Raw genomic sequence first — 18,372 nt, forward strand, 5'->3', positions numbered from 1 at the left:
TTTCTTTGTAAATTCTCAAAAATAAAGAAGATTATTTGCAACGTATGTAATATCTTTGTCTTACCATGAGCACATCATCATACTTATCAGACAGGATAAATAATTTGTCCGAATCGGCTACACTTAAAATGACCAAGTTGGGCCGCGAATTAGCAGCAAAAGGCGTTAATGTAATTAGCCTTAGCGTAGGTGAACCTGATTTCAACACCCCTGAGCATGTAAAGGATGCAGCGAAGAAAGCCCTAGATGAAAACTGGACGCGTTATTCGCCGGTACCGGGATACCCAGAATTGCGCCAGGCAATTGTAAACAAGTTGAAGACAGAAAACAATTTAGATTATGATATCTCTCAAATTGTTGTTTCTACAGGTGCAAAACAATCCCTGTCTAATGTAATTTTGACTTTGATCAACCCCGGTGATGAGGTAATTATCCCAACACCTTATTGGGTATCATACTCCGAAATGGTCGTTTTAGCAGAAGGAAAATCGGTATTTATCAATACAGAGATAGACAATAACTTTAAGATTACACCAGCACAATTGGAAGCGGCAATTACACCCAAAACCAAATTGTTCATGTTCTCTTCGCCAAACAACCCTACTGGAACAGTTTACAGCAAAGATGAATTGGCTGCATTAGCTGAAGTTTTCGAAAAACATCCGCAGGTATTTATCCTATCCGATGAGATCTACGAACATATCAACTTTGTAGATAAACACGAATCCATCGCACAATTTGAAAGCATCAAAGATAGAGTGATCATCATCAATGGCTTTTCAAAAGCATTTGCAATGACGGGATGGCGTTTAGGTTATATCGCTGCTAACAAAACCATTGCCGCCGCAAATGATAAATTACAAGGACAGACAACCTCAGGTACCTGTTCAATTTCTCAACGTGCGGGTATCGTCGCTTATGAACAAGGATTAGAATCTGTCAACAAAATGAAAGAAGCTTTCGCTCGTCGTCGCCAATTGGTATACGATCTATTGAGTGAAATCCCAGGTGTAAGAACAAATCTACCAGAGGGTGCATTCTATTTCTTCCCTGAAATCTCTTCGTTCTTTGGTAAAAAAGACCAAGATGGTAATGTCATTAAAAACTCATCTGATTTGGCATTGTACTTATTGAATATTGGTCACGTAGCCACTGTAGGTGGAGATTCATTCGGTAACGACAACTACATCCGTTTGTCCTATGCAGCTTCAGATGAAAGTTTGATCGAAGCTTTAAAAAGAATCAAAGAAGCACTAGGAAAACTAGCCTAGTCGCTTATCCCAATATAAAAAAAGAGCTCCTATGGGCTCTTTTTTTATGCAGTGCCAATTCCCCATACGTTTTCGACACAGCTTAAACGCCGATTCGGTCAAATATCATCTCAGCTCCATAATTTAAGTAGATGCTATCGCTTGAAATAAATATTTATTACATTTACTCCTATGAGTATTTTAACAGAGAAATTTAAAACGCAGCACGACACGGCTCCGTTTTCACAGATAAAAAACGAAGATTATATTCCCGCATTTGATGAAGCTATTCAGCAGACAAAAGATGAAGTCGATGCAATCGTCAACAATCCCGAAACGGCAACGTTCGACAATACGATCGCTGCGATGTCTTACTCAGGACAAACACTAGACCGCTTGTCCAATATCTTTTTCAATCTTCATTCCGCTGAAACCAACGCCGATCTTGAAAAAATCGCACAGGATGTAGCCCCAAAATTATCTGCTTTAGGAAATGATATCACCTTAAATTTCGATCTTTTCAAACGAGTTAAGGCTGTATACGATCAGAAAGATCAACTGACATTGACGGCAGAACAAACGACTCTATTGGAAAAATCCTATAAGGATTTTGTACGCAACGGAGCTCTTTTGAATGATGAACAAAAAGGAAAACTCCGCGAAATAGATGCCGAGCTATCGCTTTTAAAATTGAAATTCGGCGAGAACGTCCTCGCCGAAACCAATGCCTACCAGCTGTTGGTAACAGACGAAAAAGATCTTGCCGGACTTCCAGAGGGTGCCATAGAAGCTGCACATGCTCTGGCTAAAGCCAACGAAAAAGAAGGCTGGCTTTTTACCCTGGATTTTCCAAGCTACCTTCCTTTTGTCACGTATGCCGACAATCGGGAACTTCGCAAAGAAATTACCCTCGCGGCAGGCCGCAAAGGATTTCAAGATAACGAGCACAACAACGTGGACAATGTCCTTAAAATTGTAAAACTTCGCTTCGAACGGGCCAAATTATTAGGCTACGCTACCCATGCCGACTTTGTCCTTGCCGAACGTATGGCACAAGACCCAGGCAAAGTCAAGGAATTTCTAAACGACCTGCTTGGAAAAGCGAAACCAGCAGCGGTAAAAGAATTTGCAGAATTATCCCAATTTGCAAAAAACTTGCATGGCATAGACCAACTGGAAAAATGGGATGGCGCCTATTATGCCGAAAAGCTGAAACAAGAACGCTTTAATCTGGACGATGAAAAGCTCAAACCTTATTTCAAACTCGAAAATGTCTTACAAGGCGCTTTCGAAGTAGCGCATCGTTTGTTTGGCATCAACTTCAAAGAAGTCGATACAATAGATACCTACCACGAAGAAGTACAAACATTTGAAGTCAGTAAAGACAACGGTGAATTAGTGGCTATCTTCTATGCCGATTTCTTCCCGCGTAAGGGCAAGAGAAATGGGGCATGGATGACCTCTTTCAAACCACAGTACATTCAAGATGGTAAACAAGAACGTCCTCATGTCTCTATTGTTTGCAATTTTACGCGTCCTACAGCTTCAAAACCTTCGCTGTTGACCTTTCAGGAAGTGACAACATTATTTCACGAATTTGGACACGCCCTACATGGTATGCTCGCTGACAGCACTTATCCTACACTATCTGGAACATCTGTGTATTGGGATTTTGTCGAGTTACCGAGTCAGGTGATGGAAAACTGGTGCTATGAAAAAGAAGCCCTTGAGCTATTTGCAAAACACTATGAAACTGGCGAAGTGATCCCGATGGAACTTGTCGAAAAGATACGCGAAAGCGCTTCCTTTCTTGAGGGGATGGCGACTATGCGCCAATTGAGCTTTGGGCTATTGGATATGGGCTGGCATGGACAGGATCCAACTTCGATCTCAGATCTGAAAGCATTCGAAGACGAACAGTTTGCCTCAACAAAACTCTATCCCGATGTCAAGGAAAATGCCATGAGTACGGCCTTCTCCCATATTTTCAATGGCGGTTATTCTTCGGGCTATTACAGCTATAAATGGGCCGAAGTCCTGGATGCCGATGCATTTGACTACTTTAAACAAAACGGTATTTTCAATAAGGAAATCGCGACTAAATTCAAGGATAATATTCTTTCAAAAGGTGGAACCGAACATCCAATGGTGCTATACAAACGCTTCCGCGGACAGGAACCTTCGGTAGAACCCCTATTGAAAAGAGCTGGATTGATCAAATAATTGGATTGATTAAATCATAAAAAAGCTGGATGTAAAATCCAGCTTTTTTATTGGAAACATAGGTATACCAAGAACTTCCTTGCCTATCAAAGTCCCTGTGAAAATACCGAGCATTCAGCCGATCAAATAACTTTTATTTCACACTGCATAATTGCAAGCAACATTAATATTTCACGAATTCCATAGGTTTTATACTGGCCATACCTGATCCTAAGTAATTTTATAAAAGCGTCATTTGTTTTCCATTTCAAAACTAGGGTATTAAACAAGAATCGCGTATATCTTGCTCATTTAGCAAAAAATTAGTACCTTTGTAAGACATAATTGGGGTTGACCGGAATTGACAGGATGGAGACGGTTATGTAAGCATGTAGTGCGTTGTTAGTAGAGCACTTTAATCTGAACTTTCAGAATTATAACTGGCGAAGAAAACTACGCCTTAGCTGCTTAAGTTAGACTTAACATAGCTATTTGTCCCGTTAGATCCTGTTCTTTGGTTTAACATTCGGGGCATCGAACAATAGAACTGGCAAGTGTGATGTTGCTAAGCACTTGTGAGAAACAGCAACTACGGCGTACGGTATAGGTAAGCGACTCACCTTCCCTCGCTCGACAATTAAAGAGAAGCTAAACATGTAGAAAGCGTATACAGTACCATGACTGGACGAGAGTTCGAATCTCTCCAGCTCCACAAACAACAAAGCCGAACTTAAAGTTCGGCTTTGTTGTTTATTGCATAATACCTTTGTAGACTGCATCCCGTAAAACACCACCTGCTGTATCTCCCGCGTATTCCCAATACATAGCACCGAGCAGCCCCGTCCTATGTACGTAATCGCATTTAAATGCAATCGACTCTGGCGTTTCATAAGTTAGTACAAAATCACCTCTATCGTTGACAAGATAATGCGCTTTAGCTTCATCGTCCCATTTCTGCTCAAAGTCCTGCAACGCAAGCAGATCTTTATAATCGATAAAACCTTTGACATCAGTTTTATTGCCCCGGCCATAGAATGGAATTCCCAGCACCAATTTTTCTACAGGCATCCCCCCTTCGACATGCGCCTTCACAGCCTCCACACAGGTTGTACCGCCCGACATAGCGGAACGATGCAAACTCGCATGATGGTACGGCGGATGACCCGAATCATAAGTCATGATATTCACAAAATCCACATCATTCTTAATCTTGTCAAAAGCAATATACTTACCGCTCGCCACAGAAGCTAAAGTCAACAGTCTCTTCTTACCGATAGCCTTGCGAATATCGTGCATGAGCAAGGTGAAATTTTCCGTATCGGCTATAGAAGACGAAATTCCCGCAGAAGAATTCGTTGGATATTCCCAGTCGATGTCAATCCCATCAAGATTAAACTCCTTTACGACACGTAAACAGTCTTTGGCAAACTTCTGTCGATTCATTTCATCAGCTGCCATTTCACTAAATCGGCCACTTCCCCAACCACCGATAGACAACAATACCTTTAAATGTGGATGCAATTTCTTAAGATCCGTAATAGCTTTCAATCTAGATTCATTATCTATACGCAGGCCGTCAAAGCTATCGCTGACATGTGCAAAGGCATAATTGATATGCGTCAGATAGGTCGGATCAGGCATCACTTTAGACCAGGAGGTGACATAGGCGATAACAACTTTTTTGTTTTTTGCTCGTGCACGGCTTACACTAGGGTACAATAATAAAGTCAATAACAGAACAGTGAAGGTCTGGCTAAGTATTGATTTCAATTTAGATTCCATAATAGCTGTTTATTTTGTTTCAAGATGATATTGATTGTCCTAAAATATGGTCGTTAAAGTATGCGCATTCGATGCTTATGGGCGACCTACAGTTTCAGATAAATAGGTAGCTTCTTCAGCAAGATCGCATACCACAACATCGCAAAAGCCCAAAGCAATGAACCGGCAATAGCTAAGCCCATATACTCCGATTGTTTATAGAAGAACAGGGGAAGATGAAAACCCCAGCAGATAAAGTAGATTAGATCGGGAGCAAGATAGGTCGTTAATGAGTTCTTTCCAGCCTCCTCAAAAACCCGCATACCCCGCTGGTAGCCTTTCACGTCTATGAAATAATAAAGCAGTATCAAAAGCAATACGCTAATCCCGCAACAAACCAATGCCCAACTCGGCGTACCATGGATTTTGGATAAAATAAACCAAAAACGCAAAACAAAACCCATAGCCAGCCAGATCGTGGCAAGGAGAAACAAGATACGCAACAAGATGCGCGGCGTTGCCGCATATCGTTTCATAAGCATTCCCACAAGTGTTCCGGCTAACACAATACAGGGTGTATTACCGGATAATAGGACATGCAGATACCGTCCAATGCCAGCAAGTTCAATTTTTAATTCCGTGTGAGCCAAAATATTGAGCAGAAAAAATATCAGCCAGCCACATATAACAACGATTATCCTACCCCGACTCAACAAGAAAATAGAAGCCGCAGCAAAATATCCCCATCCAATCAACCCTAAAATCCCCCACCATCCTACTTCCAGCCCCTTTCCATCCGACGCTTTGAAAATATATACGAGATAAATAATTCCCAGGATACCAACGACACGCAAGCCTTTATAAATCGGCTCATATGGCCTATCTTTCGGATAGCAATTCCAAATCAGAAATACGCATACATACAACAATCCTAGCCACAACAAATGCGACATTCCTGTCAGCTGTGGATCAACTCGCGAGCCATTCAATATCAATACCCCAATAAGCAATAAACTTAATGTTCTGATCAGCATATGAACAAAAATGACCGCTGTCGATGAACCTATCTTTTCCCTGGCCGCAACAGCATAAGGCACTGCCATTCCAACCATAAAAAGAAATCCCGGGAAAACCCAATCCGCCAACCCCATTCCATCCTCATCTGCTTCAGAGTGAACCAGCCATTTAGGTACACCTGGAATAAACAAGTCATTGACAAATAACATCAGGAACAGCGTGAAACCACGCATGACATCCATTGAACGGATTCGGATTGTAGGTACAGCTTGCAATGCGTTCATAATTGATTCGTTATGTTCAAAAAAGTGGCTAACAGTGCAGCTGCTTAGCCGATCTCTTCCCTGGATCCTTCTTAGATAATTTTTTTGTGATTTTATGGCGACCGGAACTTGGTGAAAAATTCACGCGTAGAAAAATTCCTGTATAACGAAAAGACAAGCTATTTCGCTAAAGATTTATCATCAATAACACTGATGCCGCTTCTTTGAATGATCTAAGATGAGAAAAAAATAACACTATATAGTGAAATATTTATTCAAATTAGTGTAAATTTTACTCATAAAACACAGAAATTATGCAATTTACCGCAGTAATTCTTATAAACGACAACTTATGAGCCAATCAACATACAAAAAGAAATGGCATACATACTCGAATTGTTACCTTTATGATCTGTATAGTATTGCATATAAAAAGCAATTTATCTAAGTTTGACAAAAACAAATTTACGATACAGCCGATCTACATGAAATTCATTCTTTTTATCAGCCTGTTCTTCGCAACACCGGTTATCTTCGGACAGAATATCAGCGTCGTCCAACCAACAAATAAATAGTACAAACCATGAATCAATTAAAATTTCGTGACGCCACGCAACAAGATTTACCACGCATCGTAGAAATATACAATTCTACAATAGCTTCTCGCATGGTCACTGCAGACACTAGTCCCGTATCTGTTGCCAGTAGACAAAAATGGTTTGACGAACACAACGCTTCGAAAAGACCCCTGTGGATGATAGAAGATGTAAATAGCCAGGTGCTTGGCTGGGTAAGTTTTCAATCTTTCTATGGTCGTCCAGCTTATGATGCAACAGTAGAAATTAGTATCTATTTGGACGAACAGCAACGCGGCCGGGGCCTGGGTAAACAGATTCTCCAGTACTGCATTGATAAAGCTCCAGATTTAGGCGTACATACCTTATTGGGATTTATCTTTGCACATAATCTGCCTAGTATTACATTATTTAAAAAAATGGGTTTCGAGGAATGGGCCAACTTACCCAATATCGCAACCTTGGATCAGGAAGAACGTAGTCTAAAAATATTAGGTATACGAATTAAATAACAACGTGACAATCTAATTAGCTGTCATCAAAAATAAAATTGTTAAATTAAAGTATTCACTAGATAAGATCTTTAATTTGGTAATATGAAACATTTAATCCAATTCTCCTTGATGCTGATTGCTTATGTATTCTTCTTTTCCAGCCCCCTGTTGGCACAAAATCCAGAGCGTACCAAAACTATCCCGATCGCAAGTGATTCGGCATACAGCAAGATAATTCAAGTACTTCAGGATGGCGGATATTTTATTGTACAGCTCGATCGGCCTTCGGGATTTATTCAAACCAGTACGTATTTTGAAAACAATAATTTTCTAAGCAATAAAGAAGGAGAAAAATTAATTTTCAACTTCCTAATCAGCCCTTTACAAGCTAAAAGATCAAAAATAGTTCTAAATATTTTTTCAATAGAAAGGCGTAAAGGAGGGAGCTTTGATGCACCTAATTATTATGATGAAGATAAGGGAATCGTCCGGGACAATAAAGCCTACCAACAAATTTGGGATAAGATACTCCCCCTATTTCAATAAGTACAATCAAGATAAAGCCCAGCTGATCTCAGTCACCTGGGCTTTTATAATAAAAAAAATTAGATCGAGATGGTCAGTAAAGGAACATCCAGACCCGATGCCATCATCCGTGTTTTACTCCGGTGGGTCAATGAACTCCAAAAACCGTATTTGTAGGGAATCATAACCAGCAGATCTGTGCTGCTTTCTTTCACCTCGTCCCGGATCGCTTTTACGACCTCATTGGAAGTTACATTCTTGTAGTAATAACTTACGATTCCCATCACATCGTTGATGGTTTCCCGTGTTTCTTTTCCTTTTTCCTCATTCAGCTGCTCAACAGTTTTTCGAATATTGAGAACCTCCAATACTGCTCCAAATTCAGCGGCAAAGTCCTTTACTTTTTCAAGAATTTCCTTTTGTACACCACGAACAATATCACAGGCAAAAAGAATATGCTCCAGACCCGTAAATTTTGCGCCCAGCGGAACGGAAAGGATAGGTATTTTTAACTTACTGATTGCTGCCGTGGTGGTATTCCCCAGCATGTCCTGATCAAAGGAACGTTTGGCCATTCCCATCACCAACAAATCCGCATTCGTCTCCTGGATGCATTTTGTCATCTGGTCATAAAACAAACCTGCCGCAAGATAAGGAATAGTCAAAACACCACTTTCGGCCGTAATCGCCTCGGCTTTACGTCGTAGAATCTTACTTTGATGTTCAAAAATCTTGAACATAGAATCGGGAGAAAGTCGAGCGTTCATCGCATGAATGGAAGGATTTTGAAGAGAAAATAAAACGAGTTCGTATTCTTTTCCTGCAAATACTTCCATAATAAACTTTAAGGCGTGTTCGGCCTCTTCAGCGTAGTCTGTGGCAACAATAATCCGTTTCATATGGTCTAATTTAAATCAATAAAAAATCCCTTTTTATTACATTCAAGTTAACGAAAAATAATAAATCTATCAAACGGAAAATTGTCTCAACTGGGTCAATTTTCTCCCGATTTTTGGCTATTTTAAGTAGCTAGCCTTTACAAAAGATGCTTTTTTCAGATAATCGATACTTTGTTGTAAACCGGTATAAATATCGTTACGTGTTTCTTCCAGCTCAACAAAAATATATTGCAGGCCAGCAACTTTTGAATTGTTAAAAATTGCATCGAAACCGACCATACCACTTTGGCCAATTTCGCGGTGGTCCTTAATGTGCAAAGCCTTGAATCTGCCCGCATATTTATTGAAGTAATCAACCGGACTAACTTGCCCCATGACCGCCCAATAGACATCCATCTCGAAGAATACATTTTCAGGATTTGTATGCTCTAACATATAATCGTACATCACTTTATCTTCCACTTTTCTAAACTCATGCGAGTGGTTGTGGTATCCGTAAATGATTCCTTGCTGACGGCATTTCGCACCCACAGCATCCAGGTAGCGACATTGCGTTTCCAGATCCTTAAGTGTTTTAGGTACATCCATCCAAGGCGTGACGATGTATTTCATTCCCGCTGCTTTGTGCGTAGCAATACATTCGTCCCACCATTTTAGGGATTCTGTAAAATCACCAGAGCTTAACTCTTTCTCTGATAGCGTTTTCGTTGCATGTGATGAAATCACTTTCATTCCAGCTTTTTCAACTTTTGCCTTAAACTCTTGTGGGCTCAAGTTATATAATTTACCATCTTTGTATCCAGCGGCTTCTACTCCTGTATAACCCAATGCTGATATCTTTTGCAGAATCTGGTCGAAATTTACGTTTTTCCCGATTTCTTCACGTACAGAATATAACTGTAGGCCAATTTCCTTTTTTGCAGCTTTCTGTTGTGCAAATGTTGGACTAACAGCCAACATCATACATCCAGCTACCAATGTTCCAATAAGAGTTCTTCTTTTCATTTAGTGCTCAATTATTTATTATAGACTTCGTTTAACGCAAAATTATTTGTAAACGCGGGTTTACAGGTTGTTTAGGTTTGTCGCGTTAATTATAGCCGCAATGTATGCAAATACTCGAAAAAACACAATGCTTTACCGTTTTATTTATTCACGTCGCATGCTCAGCGCTCCATAACATGCTTTTTTATAGGAATAAAAATATACCCAACTCAACGATTTACAACTTGCAACTGTTCTATTTACAATAACAAACAATTTGAGTGATGGAAAATAAATATGATACCCCCGAACATAGCGATCAAAAACAGGAAGAAAAACTACCTGACGTTGCCATAGAGGAAAAAGATGATGAACCAGCCGGTCGAAATCTCAAGCGCACACTGATTATTGCAGTATGTGTATTGATTGTATTTTATCTGATTTATTACTTTATGAGTGGACAATAACAAGCGACTCGTCGCAACAATGCAACTCACCACAGCTCCGGCGGAACTTGACGGATTCTTGGAAACCGAAGCTGGGTAAGTCGACTTGAGTCGTCATACACAATCTGGTAGAATCTGACCAGAATTGGTCATCATGCTGACGTGCTGAACAACTTACCACGGCTCCGGCGGAACTTGACGGATTCTTGGAAACCGAAGCCAGGTAAATTGACAATATCTATTAAAATTATTTCGTTTTTCATTTCGCCTGTGTGCTATAAGATAATAACTCACTATATGGTTATTTTACACAGGCCGGAGATGTAGAGTCTAGCAAATTAAACAAACCTCATTCCCGATTAAAAACATCTGTTATAACAAATATAAAACAAAAAATAATAAATACAAATTTTTAAACAAAATAATGAACTATATTTTGCGCAAATTGTCATTCAATTCGTTGTATGACGGATGAAGATAAAGCATTACTGGAAACAATTGGTGTACGCTTTCGCGCGAAACGGAATGACTTATATTATTCCCTGCGGGATCTGTCCCATCTAACGGGCATTTCAACTGGAACACTCAATGGTATAGAAAAGGGAAAAGACTTAACGCTCACAAATTTTTTAACCTTATGTCGTAGCCTGCAAATTCAACCGACGGTATTTTTTCAGCATGATATTGTCTTTAATTCGCCTTATTCCCTACCTCCTGATGCACAAGAAAGAATCAGCCTAAGCAAAAAACTGGATGACCTCGTCTATCATTCGGATTTTTTTCACTCAGCACGACGTGTTTCGGAGGTATTGGCCCACTTAGGTATTGACAAGAGCCAAAGCAACAAATTCTCTGTTTACCTATCCAACTATTGTGAAGAGGGAGCCCTAGTCTATCAGCAGCACGGTAACTATAAAACCTATCGAAAAAAGAGGTAAATAAAAAGGACTAAACTTCTTTGTTGGAAAGCTCACGAAAACGGTTTGCTCTTCTAAACGTTCCTAAATCATTAAAACGAACCCCATACTTGCGCAAAATTTCTTGTGCCTTCTTGCGGCCAATATGACGTACGTAAAATGTCTCATTGACGACAAAATGATGGATGCTATGTGTCCAGCCGAAAAAGAAACAAAACAATTGCATCGGAAAAGTCCACCAAACTGTCAATACCTGCGTCTGCTCAATAACATTTCCAGCCTCAACATCACCAAAATAATGCATGTTTGATGTAATAAAATGCAAACAAAACTGGCGTAATAAATTTGGCAATAGAATAACATAAATGATCCCATGCAGACTTATCAACATGTTATTAACATAGTGTGGAAAACTCAAATTCAACTCAAAAACCTCACTTAACCAACCAATTAACAGGTCTGCAAAGAAGAAATATAAAATCACATGTGCAAAAATCGTCACGGGAACAATGCTCAAAAACATAATCCGTTTTAGTTTTGAAGAAGTCTCCAATTTCAGATTCCCATTTTTCACCTCGCTGTCCATATCATTAAACATGCGATGCAGTCGAAAGAGCCCACCCAATACAACATCGGGGGTTGTTAACAGACGTTTGATCGACCACTGCTCGCCATTCGTAACACTACGTTCCTCAACATCATGTAATGTACCCGAAAATTTATGATGATGATGATGCAAGGTCCTGCGTATCCAAGGATTTACAGTCAATGGACGTAATATCCATACACTAAAAAGCATAAAATGATGAATGGTCTTTTGCCTTTTAAAATAAAGCCAATGAATCAGATCATGCTCTATTTCATGCAATACGCCCATAAAAAAAGCATTACTGACAATCATAAGCCAAGTCGGAACAATAGCGCGAGACCAAGCTATCGATACAACGACAATGGCCAGGATCGCAAGTGCAAATAGGGTCACTCCGATACTGTTCTGACTTTTTAAGATGGGATACCTTCCTTTAAGCTGCTGGTAGGAAAGATTTATTTCCCTCCTAATTTGGCTCGACTTTTCCTGATGTGTCAATTCGATGTGATTTAATTGGTAAAAATAAGGATTTTTTCGCAGACCTCTAACATGTTAGAGTGCAGGGGAACCATGCCAAAAGCTATAATAGGGCAAAAAAATATGCCCGAAGGCTGTAACAAAACGAGCGGATCTGATACTAATGAATTAAAATCAACATATAAAGACCAATCTTATGGAAAAGAAGTTAATTTACAAGTGGAAAAATAATTTACTCGGAACTAAATCAATCCTTTACCGCAATGACGCAGTTATTGGGAGTTTAGCATCTATTGATTGGAATCTTGATGCTCATGTCTCTATTCATAACGATCAGTACTGCTTCAAAAATAAAGGCCTTTTCAATCCATACACCGAAATTCGCAATCAACGCAATGAACTGATCGGCGACATCGAATACAATGCCTGGACTAGCAGGGCTACCATTAGCCTGATCAATAAAAAATACACATGGAGCCCAAAAAATAGGTGGATGACTTCTTGGCAAATCGAGAACGAGCAAGGAGAAGTGGTCGAAATCAGACCTTCTTCACTCGCCAACGGCGGAAAAATAGAGAGCTTTGAGCACAGTGAATTAATCTTGTCTATAAGCTTATATCTTCAAAAGCGCATGACAATAATGTTTTCTATGGTGGCCCTGATCCCAATATTTATTTTACTCCTATGTTAACGTAACAGCCACTTCTCCTACATAGCAGTCAAAGCAGATCGTTTATCAGGTCTGCTTTTTTTGTGCAAACCTTGAAGTCACCAATAAGCGATTTCACTCCAAAAAACTAATACACTAAAACCCCCACACATTTAATTTGATACTATGGCGAATGTAACACAGGGTGTAAATGTCCTCCCTCGGGCAAAGTGGGAGCAGTCTTCATTCCTGAGAATCCAATAAACGCTTCACAGGGTGTTTTACTTCAAATTACATTATGGATCTACAAGAATCTATTCAAATACTGAAACTAATCCAAAGTGATACATATCATCTATATCTAGGTTTTGTTGCAACTGACGGAACTAATCGGAGCAGGAATAGCAGCTATCTCAGAAATATAAACCTAGAAAGAGGATTAAGGTCCTTCCGGGAAATAAATTCATCAACAGGAGAAATAAAATAATTCAAAAACAAACACACAACACACTTAATCACAATAAGATAACAACATTTTAACACCGAATTCATGTTAATATGCTTACTTCGTATAAGCGATATGATTTACAATCGATGGTTTCGACAGCCACATCAATTCCGGCCATGAAGCTAATCGTCTTTATATCTAGTAGGCATTTGGTTACCCCCTCAGCAATCCTCAACACATATCCATGTGCAAGTCCTACTACTTTCTCTATTCAGTTCGGCAAGCTCATACCTTGCCGAACATTCTATTAACCAACGGATCCCCCATTAGGATTTAACTTCCAAAAGGATCTGTCTTTTTTTCAGTCTTTACGATTTTAACCAAATGCTCCAACGCATTTTTCAGACGTTTAGCATCTTCTTCCGTTTGGATCGCCCATAAAATTTCATCCGTGCTTGGCGAAGACTTAAATCGAATTTGATAACCGGATTTTACTCTTGCAATGACAAGTACATCTGATTTGGCAATATCACTTCGAAAATGCTGGCCACTGGAAAGAAAGACTGTTAACACCTTCCCATCTACCGTTACCGTGTCAATTTTCGTATCCTTATAACGGTAAGCTACCTTATATAGCTTATTAATATAAGCCATGGTCTGTTGTTTATTCAAACGCGCATTTTGGGCTACCGACGGCACTGTATTACCAATAGCCAAAAGAAAGCACAAGAAAAAATTCTTCATTTATCTAACATTTTTTATTTCCATATACTATAACAACACATCGCTCAGATTACACTTACTCACCAAATATCACATAGCGCAAATCAGCAGAAGCAAAATACGTTCCTTTTATTGATGACCTAAAAATATAGATTTTATTTACTTTTTTGCCTATTGCCCCACAAACTAAACTTATTTCCAGTAGCCGCATTTCGATTGCTGCTACTGAAAAATTCATCTTTAGCTATTTTTAGTTATTCTTTCGAACGGGATAGATCCCGTGCATTCTCTGCCATACGGATAAATTCAGCACGATAACCTTCCTCATCTTCGCCTTTGGAAGCTTTTGCACGCGCGATGAGCTGATCAAAATTAGCGTTTTGCTTAAAATCAGAATCACGGAGTAATAGACCAAGTTCCGCTACCGCAGTGGCAAATCGCAAATCTTCACTCACACGGTTCAATTCTGTAACGCTAGTTCCTATCACCTTTTGTTGCAACTTGCTTTTCTCCCCTTCGGGCTCCTTATACCGAAATTTAACGGTTGCCAGTTCAGCATTTCTCCGCCCAACTATCTGATCCGCTTGCTGCTGATATCTTAAGGGATCTACCGTTCCGACCATCCCCGACTCCACGCCGACGGGTACAATTTCATATAAGGCTGTCACCACATGCCCCACACCCATATCACCACCCATCTTTTGATCATTATCGAAATCCTCAGCCTCCAACAAGCGGTTTTCGTATCCCACTAAACGGTATGCCTGCACATAACTGGGATTAAATTCAACCTGGATCTTAACATCTTTCGCAACGGTAAACAGCGTTCCCCCGAATTCGGTCACCATCGCTTTTCGTGCTTCAGAAATGTTGTCGATATACGCATAATTCCCATGCCCTTTGTCTGCAAGGATTTCCATCTTACTGTCCTTCAGATTCCCCATGCCATACCCCAGTACTGTTAGGAAAACCCCCGATTTACTTTCTTTGGTAATTAGCTCTTCCATCGATTCGTCACTGCTTTCCCCAACATTGAAATCGCCGTCACTAGCTAAAATAATACGGTTGTTTCCACCTTTGATAAATTGTTGTTTCGCAATTTCGTACGCCTTCTTAATTCCTGCAGCACCAGCCGTACTTCCACCGGCTTCCAGCTCCTCAATCGCCGATTTTATTTTCATCTTTTCATCACCGGGCGTACTTTCCAGTTTTACCCCTGCCGATCCAGCATAGGTCACAATGGCGACATGGTCTACAGCACGTAGTTGATCAACCAACATCTTCAACGATGCTTTCACCAAAGGCAGACGTCCCGGTCCCATCATTGATCCCGACACATCGATCAGAAACACCAGATTGGAAGCCTTAAGATCCGCCGTAGGGATATCTTTTGCCTTCAACGTGACGCGCATGAGCTGATGCTTAGTATTCCAAGGTGCCTTCGTCAATTCGGTGACGATATTTACAGGTTCTCCATTTTTTGGTCCGGCCACTTGATACTGAAAGTAATTGATCATTTCTTCAACCCGTACCGCATCTTTTTCAGGTAGTGTTCCTGAATTGATAAAACGACGTACATTACTATAGGAAGCAACATCGACATCGGCCGCAAACGTTGATAAAGGTTCCTTATGTGGATTGATAAACTTGTTTTCCTTTATTTTCTGATAAGATTCTTGGTTCTGATTTGGCACATACCCCTTCCCTCTAATATACAAACTCGATACTTGCCCTGACAACGCTGCATTAACATTCATCATCGGTGCTGTCTGACGCTTCGCCCTGCGCTCATATCCGGTCACCACAACTTCATCCAGTGTAGTGTTTTGCTGCACCAAAGCCACATCAACCCTTGACCGATGGTTGACCGCTATCCGTTGCTCAAGATATCCGATATAACTAAAAATCAAGGTATTTTTACCGTCAAGGACTTGAATACGATAGTTCCCCTTCTCATCGGTCTGCACGAGCGCTTTTGTAGCAACATTGCTCACCTGTACGCCCGCAAGCGCAGTCCCCGTATTCGCATCGACAACCTTACCGCTCACCTCATATCCTTGCTTGGCATATCCACTTAAGGACAACAACAAGCCTATTACAAAAAGTATTGCTCTCATATCTTTACATTTTTGCCAAGGGATGCTACAAATATTAAATTTCCATAAACCAGAAAAAAAAAATATTTTTAACCAATAAAATGTTCGCATTCAAGTCGTCAAAAATAGATACAGCACAAGATCATGAGCTCTTGCTGCACTACCAGGAGTCTATGGAGCTTCAGGTATTGGGTGATCTATACCAGCGACATACCGAGATGGTATACTATGTTTGTTTACGGTATCTCCAAGATTCCGAATTGAGCAAAGATGCTGTCATGAATATCTTTGAAGAATTAATATATAAAGTCAACAAGCAAGAAATCAAGGACTTTCCAAGATGGCTTTATGTATTAAGCAAGAACCATTGTCTGATGTATTTAAGGTCTCAAAAGAACAAATCTCAAATTTCTTTGGATGAATTTGTGAAATTTCCAGGAGACGCGCATCAGTATGAACAATATGATGAAAAAGAAGAACAGCTAACAGCCATGGAAGGCTGTCTGGAAAAGTTGCCAGTCAAACAGCAGCAGTCGGTCAGACTCTTCTTTTTGGAGGAAAAATGTTACAAAGAGATTAGCGAATCTACCGGTTATAGCTTGAACGAAGTAAAGAGCTATATACAGAATGGGAAACGGAATTTAAAAAATTGCATGGAGGCTTGGAATGAGCAACAGTAATTACGACATAGCATACTTAAAGAAATACGTTAAGGGCGAATTATCTCCTACGGAGATGTACGCGCTTGAACGTGAGGCACAGCGTGACCCCATGCTGGCCGATATTCTTATGGGTATGGAAATGGATCAGAATAAAACCGTACTTACAACAATCAACAACCAAATTGCACAACGTGTTCAAAAAGATAATACCGCTAAATTAAAGGTCTTTGACTGGAAGAGACTTACCATCGCCGCAGCGGCAGTAATCGTGTTGGGGGTTGGTCTACTCCTTTACCGTCAACAGGACAACAATTCACCCGAAGCGAAACGTACCGCTGAAGTAAGTATTACGCAGGAAAAGCCCAAAACAGGGGTTACAACAGCAGATTCCAGCACTCCTTTAGCTGATATCGCATCAAAAATAGAATCTCGAGATCATTCGCCACAATTAGCCGATAATAACAGATCAAGACTGCATGAACAGCATTCGCTGGACGAGGTAACCGTTTTATCGCGGGAACCCTCCCTGCGTGTAAAATCATTGGAAGAAATGAAGGGAAGTCTCAATAATGATCGCCCCGTATTTGGATTAAGACCTACAGACAGTACAATTGTTATCGGTTATGCGCCAATGGCCAAGAAAAAAGATGCTTCCCAAACAATTATGATCCGGGGGACCTCAAGTTTAAACAATACGCTTGCAGGCAGAGCTCCGGGTATTTCGATGCCACAACAACAAGGTACACCGCTACAACTTACTATTCGGGACAAAGAGACAGGCTTGCCTATTTCGGGAGTGACAATCATCCAACCCAATAGCAAGTTTGCGACGAATACCGACGCACTGGGCCAAGCAACCATCCAACCCAGTACGATGGATTCACTCGTCGACATCATGGCTCTGGGCTACAATTCTGTTGCATTGAATATGCGCCGCAGCAAAAATACGACGATCAAACTGCAACCTTCCGGTGCCTCACTTGATGAAGTCGTCGTCACAACGATGTCTTCACGCAAGTCAAAAAGTGCCGAACCCATCTGGGGCTGGAGATCGTTCAATAACTATATCAAGAAAAAAACAACTAAAAGCCGTTATGAAGGCACTGTCCGTTTAAGCTTCTATATCGATAAAGACGGACTCCCAACAAATATCAGCGTTCTCCAAAGTGCAAATGATTACCTCGACGCCAGAGCCAAAGAGATCCTACTTTCGGGACCAAAATGGAAAGGGGAAGACTACCGCTATGTTACGTTAAGCTTCGAATTCACTTTGTAAGTCCGCGATCTTTGCATACCTCATCAGACTGCAACACAAGTTTATCTCGCTATCGGGACAAATAAGCAATCGAAATAGATTGATCCATTAATCTTTTCAACCAATTTAATTTATAAGGA

17 protein-coding genes and 1 other RNA gene are annotated in these 18,372 nt (G+C 40.4%); 10 read left to right on the top strand and 8 right to left on the bottom strand.

What is annotated here, in order from left to right; genetic code table 11:
• Positions 1-65 precede the first annotated feature (65 nt).
• The 3 genes from AAW12_RS04400 (at position 66) to ssrA (ending at position 4,167) form a co-directional block, all read left to right on the top strand.
• On the top strand, positions 66-1,271 hold the full coding sequence (locus AAW12_RS04400) for a pyridoxal phosphate-dependent aminotransferase (protein WP_231585206.1): 1,206 nt from the start codon (positions 66-68) through the stop codon (positions 1,269-1,271).
• 171 nt (positions 1,272-1,442) lie between these two features.
• Positions 1,443-3,473: a M3 family metallopeptidase gene (locus AAW12_RS04405; protein WP_046672395.1), complete on the top strand. Its 2,031-nt coding sequence runs from the start codon at positions 1,443-1,445 to the stop codon at positions 3,471-3,473.
• A gap of 326 nt (positions 3,474-3,799) precedes the next feature.
• Positions 3,800-4,167: a transfer-messenger RNA gene (gene ssrA, locus AAW12_RS26005) on the top strand.
• Between the two features lie 35 nt (positions 4,168-4,202).
• Here ssrA and AAW12_RS04410 read toward each other — a convergent pair.
• Together AAW12_RS04410 and AAW12_RS04415 are read right to left on the bottom strand one after the other, a co-directional pair.
• Positions 4,203-5,234, bottom strand: a complete 1,032-nt coding sequence (locus tag AAW12_RS04410; protein WP_053003520.1) for a glycoside hydrolase family 18 protein — start codon at positions 5,232-5,234, stop codon at positions 4,203-4,205.
• Positions 5,235-5,320: 86 nt separating this feature from the next.
• On the bottom strand, positions 5,321-6,514 hold the full coding sequence (locus AAW12_RS04415; protein ID WP_046672396.1) for a DUF5009 domain-containing protein: 1,194 nt from the start codon (positions 6,512-6,514) through the stop codon (positions 5,321-5,323).
• 562 nt (positions 6,515-7,076) lie between these two features.
• On the opposite strand from AAW12_RS04415, the gene AAW12_RS04420 reads away from it, so the two are divergent.
• Both AAW12_RS04420 and AAW12_RS04425 read left to right on the top strand, forming a co-directional pair.
• Positions 7,077-7,580, top strand: a complete 504-nt coding sequence (locus AAW12_RS04420; RefSeq protein WP_046672397.1) for a GNAT family N-acetyltransferase — start codon at positions 7,077-7,079, stop codon at positions 7,578-7,580.
• Between the two features lie 84 nt (positions 7,581-7,664).
• Complete coding sequence (locus tag AAW12_RS04425; protein WP_046672398.1) at positions 7,665-8,108, top strand: hypothetical protein; 444 nt, start codon at positions 7,665-7,667, stop codon at positions 8,106-8,108.
• A 59-nt stretch (positions 8,109-8,167) separates the two neighbouring features.
• Here AAW12_RS04425 and AAW12_RS04430 read toward each other — a convergent pair whose 3' ends face one another.
• Positions 8,168-8,986: a universal stress protein gene (locus tag AAW12_RS04430; RefSeq protein ID WP_046672399.1), complete on the bottom strand. Its 819-nt coding sequence runs from the start codon at positions 8,984-8,986 to the stop codon at positions 8,168-8,170.
• Between the two features lie 117 nt (positions 8,987-9,103).
• Positions 9,104-9,991 carry a sugar phosphate isomerase/epimerase family protein gene (locus tag AAW12_RS04435; RefSeq protein ID WP_046672400.1) on the bottom strand — a complete coding sequence of 296 codons (888 nt, stop codon included), beginning with the start codon at positions 9,989-9,991 and terminating at the stop codon, positions 9,104-9,106.
• A gap of 263 nt (positions 9,992-10,254) precedes the next feature.
• On the opposite strand from AAW12_RS04435, the gene AAW12_RS04440 reads away from it, so the two are divergent.
• A complete protein-coding gene (locus tag AAW12_RS04440; protein WP_046672401.1) occupies positions 10,255-10,437 on the top strand; it encodes a hypothetical protein in 183 nt (60 codons plus the stop codon).
• A gap of 443 nt (positions 10,438-10,880) precedes the next feature.
• Positions 10,881-11,354, top strand: a complete 474-nt coding sequence (locus tag AAW12_RS04445; RefSeq protein WP_046672402.1) for a helix-turn-helix domain-containing protein — start codon at positions 10,881-10,883, stop codon at positions 11,352-11,354.
• 10 nt (positions 11,355-11,364) lie between these two features.
• Here AAW12_RS04445 and AAW12_RS04450 read toward each other — a convergent pair whose 3' ends face one another.
• Positions 11,365-12,420: a fatty acid desaturase gene (locus tag AAW12_RS04450; RefSeq protein WP_053003521.1), complete on the bottom strand. Its 1,056-nt coding sequence runs from the start codon at positions 12,418-12,420 to the stop codon at positions 11,365-11,367.
• A gap of 175 nt (positions 12,421-12,595) precedes the next feature.
• Between AAW12_RS04450 and AAW12_RS04455 the strand changes: the two genes are divergently transcribed.
• Positions 12,596-13,090 carry a hypothetical protein gene (locus AAW12_RS04455; RefSeq protein WP_046672404.1) on the top strand — a complete coding sequence of 165 codons (495 nt, stop codon included), beginning with the start codon at positions 12,596-12,598 and terminating at the stop codon, positions 13,088-13,090.
• Positions 13,091-13,829: 739 nt separating this feature from the next.
• On the opposite strand, the gene AAW12_RS04460 is transcribed toward AAW12_RS04455, so the two are convergent.
• Genes AAW12_RS04460 through AAW12_RS04465 form a run of 3 tightly spaced genes read right to left on the bottom strand, consistent with a single transcriptional unit; the run spans position 13,830 to position 16,336 of the window.
• On the bottom strand, positions 13,830-14,240 hold the full coding sequence (locus AAW12_RS04460; RefSeq protein ID WP_156167533.1) for a hypothetical protein: 411 nt from the start codon (positions 14,238-14,240) through the stop codon (positions 13,830-13,832).
• A gap of 55 nt (positions 14,241-14,295) precedes the next feature.
• Positions 14,296-14,457 (bottom strand): hypothetical protein, encoded by a 162-nt coding sequence (locus tag AAW12_RS26175; protein WP_156167535.1) that lies wholly within the window; start codon positions 14,455-14,457, stop codon positions 14,296-14,298.
• A gap of 16 nt (positions 14,458-14,473) precedes the next feature.
• Positions 14,474-16,336: a vWA domain-containing protein gene (locus tag AAW12_RS04465; protein ID WP_046672446.1), complete on the bottom strand. Its 1,863-nt coding sequence runs from the start codon at positions 16,334-16,336 to the stop codon at positions 14,474-14,476.
• An 80-nt stretch (positions 16,337-16,416) separates the two neighbouring features.
• Between AAW12_RS04465 and AAW12_RS04470 the strand changes: the two genes are divergently transcribed.
• Together AAW12_RS04470 and AAW12_RS04475 are read left to right on the top strand one after the other, a co-directional pair.
• Entirely contained in the window at positions 16,417-16,995 is a 579-nt protein-coding gene (locus AAW12_RS04470; protein WP_046672406.1) for an RNA polymerase sigma factor, read from the top strand.
• Entirely contained in the window at positions 16,982-18,253 is a 1,272-nt protein-coding gene (locus tag AAW12_RS04475) for an energy transducer TonB (RefSeq protein ID WP_046672407.1), read from the top strand. Before AAW12_RS04470 ends, AAW12_RS04475 begins: the two co-directional genes overlap by 14 nt.
• Positions 18,254-18,372: the final 119 nt, after the last annotated feature.

The sequence above is a fragment of the Sphingobacterium sp. Ag1 genome (assembly GCF_000988325.1).
In the GTDB taxonomy this organism is placed as follows: Bacteria; Bacteroidota; Bacteroidia; order Sphingobacteriales; family Sphingobacteriaceae; genus Sphingobacterium.

What these genes read in the sequence shown, in the direction of transcription:
- AAW12_RS04415 (WP_046672396.1), bottom strand. Translation starts at nt 6,514, where the DNA reads ATGAACGCATTGCAAGCTGTACCTACAATCCGAATCCGTTCAATGGAT.
- AAW12_RS04430 (WP_046672399.1), bottom strand. Translation starts at nt 8,986, where the DNA reads ATGAAACGGATTATTGTTGCCACAGACTACGCTGAAGAGGCCGAACAC.
- AAW12_RS04440 (WP_046672401.1), top strand. Translation starts at nt 10,255, where the DNA reads ATGGAAAATAAATATGATACCCCCGAACATAGCGATCAAAAACAGGAA.
- AAW12_RS04425 (WP_046672398.1), top strand. Translation starts at nt 7,665, where the DNA reads ATGAAACATTTAATCCAATTCTCCTTGATGCTGATTGCTTATGTATTC.
- AAW12_RS04470 (WP_046672406.1), top strand. Translation starts at nt 16,417, where the DNA reads ATGTTCGCATTCAAGTCGTCAAAAATAGATACAGCACAAGATCATGAG.
- AAW12_RS04445 (WP_046672402.1), top strand. Translation starts at nt 10,881, where the DNA reads ATGACGGATGAAGATAAAGCATTACTGGAAACAATTGGTGTACGCTTT.
- AAW12_RS04475 (WP_046672407.1), top strand. Translation starts at nt 16,982, where the DNA reads ATGAGCAACAGTAATTACGACATAGCATACTTAAAGAAATACGTTAAG.
- AAW12_RS26175 (WP_156167535.1), bottom strand. Translation starts at nt 14,457, where the DNA reads ATGAATTTTTCAGTAGCAGCAATCGAAATGCGGCTACTGGAAATAAGT.
- AAW12_RS04435 (WP_046672400.1), bottom strand. Translation starts at nt 9,991, where the DNA reads ATGAAAAGAAGAACTCTTATTGGAACATTGGTAGCTGGATGTATGATG.
- AAW12_RS04420 (WP_046672397.1), top strand. Translation starts at nt 7,077, where the DNA reads ATGAATCAATTAAAATTTCGTGACGCCACGCAACAAGATTTACCACGC.
- AAW12_RS04455 (WP_046672404.1), top strand. Translation starts at nt 12,596, where the DNA reads ATGGAAAAGAAGTTAATTTACAAGTGGAAAAATAATTTACTCGGAACT.
- AAW12_RS04405 (WP_046672395.1), top strand. Translation starts at nt 1,443, where the DNA reads ATGAGTATTTTAACAGAGAAATTTAAAACGCAGCACGACACGGCTCCG.
- AAW12_RS04400 (WP_231585206.1), top strand. Translation starts at nt 66, where the DNA reads ATGAGCACATCATCATACTTATCAGACAGGATAAATAATTTGTCCGAA.
- AAW12_RS04465 (WP_046672446.1), bottom strand. Translation starts at nt 16,336, where the DNA reads ATGAGAGCAATACTTTTTGTAATAGGCTTGTTGTTGTCCTTAAGTGGA.
- AAW12_RS04410 (WP_053003520.1), bottom strand. Translation starts at nt 5,234, where the DNA reads ATGGAATCTAAATTGAAATCAATACTTAGCCAGACCTTCACTGTTCTG.
- AAW12_RS04460 (WP_156167533.1), bottom strand. Translation starts at nt 14,240, where the DNA reads ATGAAGAATTTTTTCTTGTGCTTTCTTTTGGCTATTGGTAATACAGTG.